The organism is Stenotrophomonas sp. SMYL89 (assembly GCF_036319985.1).
GTDB classification, from domain to species: Bacteria; Pseudomonadota; Gammaproteobacteria; order Xanthomonadales; family Xanthomonadaceae; genus Stenotrophomonas; species Stenotrophomonas maltophilia_Q.
In genome coordinates this window covers 193,044-203,134 of sequence record NZ_JAWIRW010000009.1, presented here as the reverse complement: position 1 = coordinate 203,134, position 10,091 = coordinate 193,044, and the positions used below count along the sequence as shown (strand labels likewise).

The following is a 10,091-nucleotide window of genomic DNA, read 5'->3' as shown; positions in this document are numbered from 1 at the left end:
GGGGGGGGCGGGGGGGCGCGGCCCCCGGGCCCGCGCCCCCCCCCCCCCCCCCCCCCCCCCCCCCCCCCCCCCCCCCCCCCCCCCCCCCCCCCCCGCCAACCCACGGAATGCCCGCCTTTGACGTTGACGTTGCTTCGGCAGGTGCAGGGCGCAGCCCTGCAAAGAAAAACCCACCCTCAGCCGTCGCCCTGGATGCCGCCCGGTGCCTGTGCCGGGTCGCGCCAGCGGCGCACCGTGCGCTGGAAGAACAGGTTGTTCGGCAGCTGCAGCACCGTGCCTTCGTGGCCGTCGCCGGTCTCCTGCAGCGTGGTGTAGATCAGGTTCACGTCGATCACCCGGCCCTTCAGGCCCGGCTTCTCGCCGTTCTCCAGCACTTCGATGTAGTCATGCAGGCGGAACGGGCGGGTGGTGAAGATCAGCAGCGTGCAGAAGATGTTGGAGAGCACGCTCCAGGCCGCGAAGAAGGCCACTGCGCCCACGGCCGCGAAGCCGGTGAACGCGGTCCACAGTACCGAAGGCGATGCGCCGAGCAGGCTGAGGATGTACAGCAGGGCGCTGAAATAGACCACGAAACTGCTGATCCGGCGTGCGCCCATCGCCATCTCCGGCGGGAGCGTGTAGTGCTCGGCGAAGCGGCGGATCAAGCGCCGTGCCAGCACTCGCAGCAGCCACGCGGCCAGCAGGGTGAGCAGGATCTTCCCGGCGATACCGGCGTCGTGGAGCCAAGGGTAGGTCCAGGCCGGCAGGTGATCCTTCAGCGACAACATCATGGGGGCGACGACAGGTGGCAATAACGGCCTTCGATGTTACCCGGCGCGTGCAGCGGATTCGACCGCTGGGGTCCAGGCCAGGCAGACCAGCTCCTGGCGGTGCTGCTGCAGGCAGGCGCGGCCGTTGTCTGGACGCAGCTGCAAGGACAGGCCCAATGCCTGCAGCAGTACGCAGGCGGCGATCACCAGCAGGGCGGCGCAGGATGGGCTGGACATGGCAGAACTCCTGGACGGCAAATTCGCGAAGGACCTTCCATGGATGCAGCAGCCGTCGAAAAGGTTGCATGGCATCGGCCGTCGATCAGCTCTAAACCTTTTTCCGGGTCGCGGCATCCAAGGGATATGCTCGACACCACCATGCCCGCGCCGCCTGCCGCCAACGACGCCGTCGACGAACCCGCTCTGGTGCGGGCGGCGGCCGCGGGCGATACCGCTGCCTATGAACTGCTGTACCGGCGTCACGCGCCGCGTGTATTCGCTGTCCTGTGGCGGTTGTGTGGCGGCCAGCAGGCACGTGCCGAGGATGCGCTGCAGGAAGCGTTCCTGCAGGCGTGGAAGGCGCTGCCGGGGTTCCGGTTCGAAAGCAGCTTGTCCACCTGGCTGCATCGGTTGGGCGTCAACGCCGCGCTGATGGAACTGCGCGGGCGTGCTGCCGGGCAGGACCACGACAGCCTCGACGAAGTGGACGGGGGGTTGCAGGAACTGGCGGTACACGACCGCTGTGCCGGCACCGAACGCGACCTCGAACGGGCGCTGTCGACACTGCCGCCACGGGCACGTGCGGTACTGGTACTGCACGACATCGAAGGCTGGAAACACCAGGAAATCGCCGAACAGCTGCAGATGGCCGTCGGCAGTTCCAAGGCACAGTTGCATCGTGCGCGCGGCCTGTTGCGCGCACGGCTGGGAGACATGACATGAATACACACGACCACGATTCCGACCACGATCTACTGGCACGGCTGCGCGCGCTGCCAAGCGAGCGCGACGTACCCACCGATGGCTGGGCACGCCTTTCGGCCCAGCTGCCGCCGCGTGAGCCGCAGGCGGCACCTGCGCCGGGCGACAACGTGGTGGCCCTGCCGAACCGTTCGCGTCGGCGTTGGTGGTTGCCGGTGGGTGCGGTGTTGGCGGCCAGCCTGGCGGTCTACGCCGTGGCGCCGTGGCGCCATGCGCAGCCAGAGGTGCCGGTACCTTCAGCACTGCAGCTGCAGGCTGCGGCGATGACCGAGCAGTACCAGCAGGCCGTGGCCGCGCTGCCCGATGGACGGGCGCCGGAATGGCAGCCGGCCCTGCATGAACTGGATGAAAGCGCGGCGCAGATCCGTGCCGCCCTGGCGCAGGACCCGCGTGCGCCGCACCTGCTTGGCCAGCTCAAGCGTACCTACACGCTGCGGCTGGAACTGACCCGGCAGGCGGCCTATGCCGCCGAGTCCGGCTTGACGACCTGAGGAGACCCCCATGACCCGAACCCTGATTTCCTGCTGTGTCGCGCTGCTGCTGGCCCCTGCCGTGGCGCTGGCCGATACCCGCATCGACGAGCGCCATACCCTGGCCGCGGGCGGTCGCATCGAGCTGAGCAACGTCGCCGGCAAGGTGACCGTGCGTGGCTGGGACCGCAATGACGTGCAGCTGACCGGCACGCTCAGCGACGGCCTGCAGCTGCGCCAGGAGAAAAGCGCCAATCGCGTTCGCTGGGAGATCGAATACCCGCGCCGCAACAACAACGGTGGGGCCACGCTGGTGCTGAACGTGCCGCGCTCGGTGGAACTGTTGCTGAGCACGGTCAGCGCCAGCCAGGACATCAGCGGCATCGACGTGCGACGGCTGCAGGCCGACACGGTCAGCGGCAGCCTGAGCGCGGCTGGCCGCAGTGGCGACAGCAAGCTCAACACGGTCAGTGGCAGCGTCAGCGCACGCCTGCAGACGCCGAAGCTGGATGTGAACACCGTCAGTGGCCGGATCGAGGCCGGCGGCGGTGTGTCCGGTGATATCGGTGCGCAGACGGTGTCCGGACGGGTCGAGGTCGACGCCGGGCGCGTGCAGCGGTTGGCGGTGGAAACCGTCTCGGGCAGCATCGACCTGGCAGCAGCCGGATTGGCTCCCGGCGGCCGCATCAATGTCGAATCGGTCAGTGCCTCGGTCACGCTGAGCCTGCCGCGCACGGTGTCGGCACAGCTGTCGGTGAACAGCTTCAGCGGCTCGATCAACAGCGATGCCGGTCAGGTGGAGCGGCCGCGCTATGGGCCGGGCAGCCATCTCGATACACGTCTGGGCGGCGGTGATGGAGACATCCGCATCCAGTCGCATTCGGGCAGTGTGCGGGTGCGGCTGGACCGCTGAGCACGGTCCGGCAGGCCGCGGCGGCAGCGCCGCCGCGGTCGGAGCTGGCTCAGCTGGCTTTCTTCAGCGCCCAGGTGGTGCCGAGGACTTCGATCTTGCCACCGGCCTTGCGGAACGCTGCCAGGTCCGAAGCGATCGAATCGCTGCTGACCACGGTGCTGGCGGCCGCGCCCTTGCGTTCGCTGCGGATGCTGTTGCTGGCCTTCGCGGGGGTCTTTGCCTTGCGGGGCATGGTTGCTCCTGTCAGGTGGAAGGGGAGGAAAGCGCCCAGGCATCGGCCTGGCGCAGGTAGTCCTGCCGCTCGCGGCGGCAGTCATCGCCGCCCATCGAAAACTGGCGGCAGATCGCCGGGCGCTGCGAATAGATCGTGCAGCGCAGGTGATAGGGATCGATCGCCGCGCACCAGCCTTCCTCGTTGCGCGCCATCACGGCACGGCCGTGCGCGTCGCGCGAGAGGAACTGGCCGGGCACGTGGTCGCCGGGCTGCAGCAGCACGGGCAACCGGCAACAGACCGCGTCACAACGGCGGCAGTCGATGGGTGCAGGTGCTGCGTCAGGTTGTAAGGCCTCAGGGGCCTGGCGGGTGCCCAAAGCGGGTCTCGATGGCGGCTCCGGTAGTACGCGGACCATGAACGAGCCAGGAAGGCATGGCCGCTAGGCCCGCAGGGCGGGCCAGGCTGCACCGTGGACACACACCGGCGTGGCCGGTGGAAGGTGCAGCTGGGATCTAGCCGACCAAGAGTAACTTAGACCGCGTAACGTTTTGTTAATCCTGGCTGGCTGCCGCCAGTGCCAGACCCTGGACCACGCCCAGCGAGGGCTCGCCCTGGACCATGCGGGCGCCCGGGAAGGCCTCGGCCACGGCCTGGCGCAGGTAGCCTGCACGGGACATGCCGCCGGTCAGGAACACCGCATCCGGATCGCCACCGATGTCGCTGCGGACCTGGGCCAGCAGTTCGCGGATCTGCTCAAGGTAGCCATGGGCGGCGGCGGCCAGGCCGTCGGCGCTGCTGTCGGCATGCAGATCGCGGGCGATGTAGTCCAGCGTGCTGCGGTGCTCGCTGGCAGCGCTCAGGGCGATCTTGGCGCGTTCGACATCGCGGTACAGGCGGGCGGTATTGCCGGTGTCCTGCAGCGCCTGCAGGCGGTCGCCCCACGGTGCGTCCACATGGTCGTACTTGTGCAGGCGGAACTCGCGCTGGCGGGTCATGTCCTGCACAGTGGCCGCTTCCACATAGTGGTGGGCCGGCACGCGGGTGATGCCGCGGCCGAACAGCGGCATGTAGCTGGACAGGCTCAGCGCCAGGTCGATGTCGGTACCGCCGCGGGCGATACCCCAGGCACGGTGGATGCGCGGGGCATCGTCCCCGCCGACTTCGGCATGCGCGATATCGGTGGTTCCGCCGCCGATGTCGACGATCACCGCCTGGTGCCGCTCGCGGCTTTCGGCGTGGTAGTGCATGGCCGCCGCGGCGGGTTCTTCGAGGAAATCGATCTGGTCGAAGCCGGCCTGGGTGGCGGCCTCGCGCAGGATGTCCAGCGCCTGGTCGTTGCCGGCCGCGCCGATCGAGCTGCGGAACTGCACCGGGCGCCCGAGCAGGGCCGAGCGCAGCGGTTGGCCGAGCTGGGCGCTGGCGGTCAGGCGGATGTGTTCGAGGATGTGCGCGGCGATGCCGGTGATGGTCTGCTTGGCGCGTGGGTGCAGGTTGTAGCCGAGCATCGACTTCGGGCTCTGCACCAGGTTGCCTTCGTGTTCCTCGAAATAGGCTTCCAGCGCTTCGTCGCCGTAGACCGCGTTCTGCAGCAGGTCGCTGGCGCTGCGTTCCTGGCCGGCGCGGGCCTCCATCCATTCACGGCGCAGGGCGCGCAGGGCTTCACGGCGCAGCGCCTGCGGCGTGCGTTCCTGGCCGGCGGCACGGGCTGCACGCGCGGCGCTGTCGATCATCTGCTGCAGCTGGTGTTCCTGGCCGTCATCGAGCTGGAAGTCGTCCGGGTCGGGCACCACGCCAGGGAAGTACACGCTGGTGCGGAACTGCTCGGCGTCGCCGAAACGGATCGGCAGCAGCTTCCCCTCATGCACGATGGCGGCGGCGGAGTTGCTGGTACCGAAGTCGATGCCGAGGCGCATGGGGAGTTCCGGGGGCGATCAGGGGCCGCGCACTCTGCTGCAGTTCGCGACCGACTGCAAGTTCCAGCGTCATGGCTGCTCCAGCTGCGGCCATGGCGGCGGCCGGGCATCTGCCAGGGAACTGGGGCCCCGGACCGGGCGGTTACAATGGCCGCTGTTGATTCACTTTGAGGTACTTGCCGATGTCGTCCGTTCCCGCCTGCCCGCAGTGCACCCTGGAAAACACCTATGCCGATGGCGCGCTGTGGATCTGCGCCGATTGCGGTTTCGAATGGACCGCCGAGGAAAGCGCCGGTTCGACCCTGATCGTGCGTGACAGCAACGGCAATACCCTGCAGGCCGGGGACACCGTCACCGTGATCAAGGACCTGAAGGTGAAGGGGTCTTCGATCCCGCTCAAGCAGGGCACCGTGATCCGCAACATCCGCCTGGTCGAAGATGATGCCGAGCACATCGAAGGCAACTCGGACAAGATCAAGGGCCTGGTCCTGAAGACCTGCTTCCTCAAGAAGGCCTGATCGGTCTCAGCGCCTGGCCTGCTGCTGCGCGCGCCAGCGGGCCAGGCTGTCCAGCTTGGCCTGGTAGCGTGCCTGCTCCGGTGCACCGCCCAGAAGCTGCGCGCGGGTCAGTTCACGGTCGGCGCGCTCGAGCTGGCCGGACAGGAAATACACGCGCGCCAGTCCGAAGTGGAACTGGTGCGCGGTGTCATAGAGGCGCACGGCCTGCCGGTAGTAGCGGATGGCTTCGGCCAGCCTTCCGGCCTGCTCGGCCTGCGTGCCCAGCATGTACTGCGCGAACGGGTCCTCACGCTGCACCGACTTCAGGCGTCGCTCCAGGGCCTTGGCCTGTGCCTCCAGCCCAAGCTGCCGATACAGCGCGCTGGCATTGGTCAGCGCTGCATCCTGGCGGCCGTCCAGGCGCAGGGCGCGGTCCAGTGCCTGCCGCGCCGCATCGGTGTCGCCCTCGCGGTTGTCGAGCACGCCCAGGTTGTTCCAGACCGAGGGGAACGCGCGGTCCTGCACGACCGAGGCATCGAAGAACGCGCGGGCGCCGACGAGGTCTCCTTCGGCCATGCGTTCGGCACCACGATTGTTGTAGAAGTGGGCCAGTGCACGCGCGCGGCTGACCGGCTGCGGGCCGTGGCGGTCGTAGAGCACGTTGCGATCGAGGTCGACCGTGGCGTAACGCCCCGCGATCTCCACGCCTGCGTTGACGTGGCCCACGCTGTAGACCACGCCGGCGTCCTGGTCCTGGTACCAGGACACGACCTGGCCGACTTCCTGCACGCGGGCCTGGATGCCAGCCTCACGCGCCAGTGCCACGAACATGAGCGTGAAGGCGAGGCAGTTGGCGCGGCGCTGCTGCCAGACTTCGCCCACGGTGTAGGTCGCGTTCGCGTCGTACTGCAGGTCCAGCCCCTGGCGGCCGAAGATCATTTCCACCAGGGCCTGCAGCCGCTGTTCGCGCGATGAACTGCGGTCCATCACCTGCGCCTGCAGCATCGCGCGCATTGCAGGAGGAATCGCGAAGACCTGTTCCGGCGAGGGAATCTCCACCGGGGTGATGCTTCCGATGGGCGGGATTGCATCGGTGCGCGGGTGGTCCTGTGCGCAGAGTGGCGCGGCCATCAAGGCGGCCAGGGCCAGGACGAAGATGCGGGCGGCAGGGCGGTACATGACAGTTCCCGGCAGCGGCGGGCGCTCCCGCCTGCAGCGAGTGTAGACCCGGCGGCGCCGCGCCGCAGTGACCGTTGGTCGGCGCGTGGCCGGCACGGCGTTTCATCCACAACCGATGTGGACCAGCGCTCGACAAAGCTGTGGACAACCGCGTCCAGGCCTCACCGGGCAAGCGTTGTGAGCGCGTGGTGAAAAAACAACCAGCTTGCCGCAGGGCAGCGCAGGCGGGATGATCCGGGCATGGATTTCTCTCCGCTGACGCTGGCTCCAGCGCAGTGGCAGGCGCTGCAGGACAGCTACGCAACGCCGCCCCGCGCCTACCACCACTTCGGACACGTACGCGCGGTGCTGCAGCACTGCCAGGACGTGGCTGACGGCCCGGGCTGGCAGGGGCCCGCCGAGGTGTACCTGGCCGTGCTCTACCACGACGCGATCTATGTGGCGGGGCGCAAGGACAACGAAGTGCGTTCGGCGGCGCTGGCCCTGCAGGCGATCGCACGGGACCCGGAACTGGCCGGCGTCGACGCCGCGCGGGTCGAGCAGTTGATCCTGCTGACCGCCCACCATGGCGATCTGGGCCCAGACGACGTTGATGCCGAGGCGGCCCTGTTCCTGGACTGCGACATGGCGATCCTGGCCGCACCCGAGCCGGTGTTCGCCGCTTACGATCGTGGCGTGGCCGAAGAGTACAAGGGGGTCGTGCCGGGCTTCCTGTACCGCGCCGGGCGTCGCCGTTTCCTGCAGGGGCTGCTGCGTGCGCCGCGCATCTTCCTCAGCGACTTCTTCCACCAGCGCCTGGACGCGGCCGCGCGGGAAAACCTGCGCCGGCAGCTGGCCCGCTGAGCCGGCCCGGTACACTGGGGCCTGCTTCCACCGATTGCCGCTTCCGACTGTGTCCGTCCCTGATCCCGATCCCCGCCCGCTGCCCCCCGAAGAGCCCGGTCCCAACGAGTGCTGTGGCAGCGGTTGTCCGCTGTGCGTGCTGGATCTGTATGCCGATGAGCTGCAGCGCTATCGCAAGGCGCTGGCCGAATGGAAGGCACGGCATCCGGAGGCAACGCCATGAGCCGCGCACGCCCGGCGGCAGTGCTGGCACTGGTGGCGTTGCTGCTGTTCGTCGCCACCGCGCTGTGGACCCAGTTCGCACGCAGCGATCTGGACTGGGTGCGGGCCACGCTCAGCCTCTACCTGCACGGGCCGTGGGGGTTGGCGCTGCGCGCTGCATACTGCCTGCTGGCGTTGGCCATCGCGGTTCTCGGCATTGCGCTGTATCGCGGCAGCATCGGCCCTCGGCGCAGTGCGGCGGCGCCGCTGTTGTTCACTGTCTCTGCACTGGGGCTGGCGACGGTCGCCATCGGTGACAGCTGGTTGCCTGAAGCGACTCCGCTGCTTGCACCGTTCATCCATGGGGTGGCGGCCAACACCGCGTTCCTGTGTGCCAGCGTGGGCATGCTGCTGCAGGCCTGGTACCTGCGCCGTGAACCGGGCTGGCAATCCGCCGCCGGCCTGCTCTGGGGCTGGGCCTGGCTGGCGTTCGTACTGCTGTGGCTGCACGTGTTGTGGCGCGCCGGCCCGCCGCGCGGGCTGGGCCAGAAGGCGGTGATCGTCGTGATCGTGGGCTGGCTGTTGTACCTGGCCCTGGCGCTGTACCGGCGCAGCCGCCGTACCGCGGCCCACTGAATCCCCAACGGCCTGCGCCGGTACGTGCCGTGCACGCGGCGGCGGCGTATCGTGTGCGCATTCCATCGGGGATGCGATATGAAGCGTGCAGGGCTGGGCAGGGCAATGGGTGTGGTTCTGGCGCTGGCAGCGCTGCCGGCAATGGCGGCGGCCAACGTGCAGCAGTTCAGCCATGGGCGGTTCGAGCAGATTCCGGTACACATGCCGGCCGGTACGCCGCAGCGGGTGGTGATCTGGTTCCATGAACCCACCGCCGGTGGTGATACCAGCCGCCTTCCGATCGAGGCCCTGCGTGCCGATGGCGCGATGGTCGCTGCGGTGGACATCGCGCACCTGCGCAGCGTGCTCAAGCGCGAGGGTGATCCGACCTGTTCGTTCGGTTCCGGCGACGTCGAGAACTTCTCGCGCTGGTTGCAGGCCTCCCTGCATCTGCCCGGCTACCACCTGCCGCTGGTCGGTGGTGATGGCGAAGGCGCCGAGATGGCCTACACGCTGGCCGCACAGGCCGACACCCAAGTGTTCGCTGGCCTGCTGACCACCGGCTTCTGCCCGGAGCACAGCCACGAGCGCATGGTCTGCGGCGACGGTGTGAAGCACAACAAGCTGCAGCCTGCCGAGTTGAATTTCCCGTGGCTGAGCGCCGCCGGCGACCATGGCTGCAAGGTTGGCGAGGCCAGCCGCTTCGTGCAGCAGGTGGCGATGGCACGCGAGTTCAAGCGCACCGCACGCGGCGATGCTTCACCGGGCCTGGTGGCGGCGGCGCGGGTGATGGGCGCGCAGGTGGGCGTCAGCCTGGCACCGCCTCCGGCCGCGCTGAAGGGCCTGCCCGTGGTGGAGGTGCCTGCCGCCGGTAATGGCGACACGCTGGCCGTGTTCGTTTCCGGCGATGGCGGCTGGGCCGGCCTGGACAAGGACGTGGCATCGTCGCTCAACGAGCATGGCGTGGCCGTGGTCGGCATCGACTCGCTGCGCTACTTCTGGAGCGAGCGCACGCCGAAGGGCTTCGCCACTGACCTGCAGAAGATCATCGATCACTACCGCCAGCAGTGGCATCGCGACAAGGTGATGCTGATTGGTTTCTCGCAGGGCGCCGACGTGCTGCCGGCCACCGTCAACCAGCTTGATGCCGGCACCCGTGACGCGCTGGACCGTATCGTGCTGCTGTCGGTGGGCAGGAAGGCTGACTTCGAATTCCATGTCAGCAACTGGCTGGGGGGGGGCGGCGACGGCCTGCCGATCGCGCCGGAAGTGGCGAAGCTGCCGGCGGCGAAGACCCTCTGCGTGTATGGCGACAAGGATGACGACGCGCTGTGCCCCGGCCTGCCGGCCAACGACGGCGTGCAGAAGGTGAAGCTGCCGGGCGACCATCACTTCAATGGTGATTACGACCGCCTGGCCGAAGTGATCCTCAAGGGCGGCGCGTAAAGCGGAGGGCGTGCGAACCAACGGTTCGCACCCACCAGAGCGAGCCGGTTGCGCCGGGCCATGCCCGGC

Annotated in this window: 14 protein-coding genes; 8 read left to right on the top strand and 6 right to left on the bottom strand. The window is 68.6% G+C overall.

The window, feature by feature from the left end; all coding sequences use genetic code 11:
• Positions 1-176: 176 nt before the first annotated feature.
• On the bottom strand, positions 177-770 hold the full coding sequence (locus V3B41_RS13610; protein ID WP_100443786.1) for a mechanosensitive ion channel family protein: 594 nt from the start codon (positions 768-770) through the stop codon (positions 177-179).
• A 36-nt stretch (positions 771-806) separates the two neighbouring features.
• A complete protein-coding gene (locus V3B41_RS13605; protein ID WP_049426785.1) occupies positions 807-986 on the bottom strand; it encodes a hypothetical protein in 180 nt (59 codons plus the stop codon).
• A gap of 126 nt (positions 987-1,112) precedes the next feature.
• On the opposite strand from V3B41_RS13605, the gene V3B41_RS13600 reads away from it, so the two are divergent.
• The 3 genes from V3B41_RS13600 to V3B41_RS13590 are packed head-to-tail and all read left to right on the top strand — an operon-like array spanning position 1,113 to position 3,113.
• Positions 1,113-1,691 (top strand): RNA polymerase sigma factor, encoded by a 579-nt coding sequence (locus tag V3B41_RS13600; protein WP_012511790.1) that lies wholly within the window; start codon positions 1,113-1,115, stop codon positions 1,689-1,691.
• Positions 1,688-2,221, top strand: coding sequence for a hypothetical protein (locus V3B41_RS13595; RefSeq protein WP_049426786.1), 534 nt, complete (start codon positions 1,688-1,690; stop codon positions 2,219-2,221). The genes V3B41_RS13600 and V3B41_RS13595 overlap by 4 nt, the downstream gene beginning before the upstream one ends.
• 10 nt (positions 2,222-2,231) lie before the next feature.
• Complete coding sequence (locus V3B41_RS13590) at positions 2,232-3,113, top strand: DUF4097 family beta strand repeat-containing protein (protein ID WP_049426787.1); 882 nt, start codon at positions 2,232-2,234, stop codon at positions 3,111-3,113.
• Between the two features lie 49 nt (positions 3,114-3,162).
• On the opposite strand, the gene V3B41_RS13585 is transcribed toward V3B41_RS13590, so the two are convergent.
• The 3 genes from V3B41_RS13585 to V3B41_RS13575 form a co-directional block, all read right to left on the bottom strand.
• Entirely contained in the window at positions 3,163-3,345 is a 183-nt protein-coding gene (locus V3B41_RS13585; protein ID WP_005410566.1) for a hypothetical protein, read from the bottom strand.
• 11 nt (positions 3,346-3,356) lie between these two features.
• The gene (locus V3B41_RS13580) at positions 3,357-3,650 is read right to left on the bottom strand and encodes a YkgJ family cysteine cluster protein (protein ID WP_080354961.1); all 294 of its coding nucleotides are present in this window, start codon (positions 3,648-3,650) and stop codon (positions 3,357-3,359) included.
• 229 nt (positions 3,651-3,879) lie between these two features.
• A complete protein-coding gene (locus tag V3B41_RS13575) occupies positions 3,880-5,241 on the bottom strand; it encodes an Hsp70 family protein (RefSeq protein WP_049426788.1) in 1,362 nt (453 codons plus the stop codon).
• Positions 5,242-5,423: 182 nt separating this feature from the next.
• Here V3B41_RS13575 and V3B41_RS13570 point away from each other — a divergent pair, with 182 nt between their 5' ends.
• On the top strand, positions 5,424-5,759 hold the full coding sequence (locus V3B41_RS13570) for a zinc ribbon domain-containing protein YjdM (protein ID WP_049426789.1): 336 nt from the start codon (positions 5,424-5,426) through the stop codon (positions 5,757-5,759).
• A 6-nt stretch (positions 5,760-5,765) separates the two neighbouring features.
• Here V3B41_RS13570 and V3B41_RS13565 read toward each other — a convergent pair whose 3' ends face one another.
• Entirely contained in the window at positions 5,766-6,917 is a 1,152-nt protein-coding gene (locus V3B41_RS13565) for a transglutaminase-like domain-containing protein (protein ID WP_049426790.1), read from the bottom strand.
• Between the two features lie 240 nt (positions 6,918-7,157).
• Between V3B41_RS13565 and V3B41_RS13560 the strand changes: the two genes are divergently transcribed.
• The 4 genes from V3B41_RS13560 to V3B41_RS13545 all read left to right on the top strand — a co-directional run bounded on the left by V3B41_RS13560 (position 7,158) and on the right by V3B41_RS13545 (position 10,022).
• Positions 7,158-7,760 (top strand): hypothetical protein, encoded by a 603-nt coding sequence (locus tag V3B41_RS13560; protein ID WP_049426791.1) that lies wholly within the window; start codon positions 7,158-7,160, stop codon positions 7,758-7,760.
• 49 nt (positions 7,761-7,809) lie between these two features.
• Entirely contained in the window at positions 7,810-7,983 is a 174-nt protein-coding gene (locus V3B41_RS13555) for an oxidoreductase-like domain-containing protein (protein WP_049402330.1), read from the top strand.
• Positions 7,980-8,597, top strand: coding sequence for a DUF998 domain-containing protein (locus tag V3B41_RS13550; protein WP_049426793.1), 618 nt, complete (start codon positions 7,980-7,982; stop codon positions 8,595-8,597). Before V3B41_RS13555 ends, V3B41_RS13550 begins: the two co-directional genes overlap by 4 nt.
• 78 nt (positions 8,598-8,675) lie before the next feature.
• Complete coding sequence (locus tag V3B41_RS13545; RefSeq protein ID WP_275539616.1) at positions 8,676-10,022, top strand: AcvB/VirJ family lysyl-phosphatidylglycerol hydrolase; 1,347 nt, start codon at positions 8,676-8,678, stop codon at positions 10,020-10,022.
• Positions 10,023-10,091 lie beyond the last annotated feature (69 nt).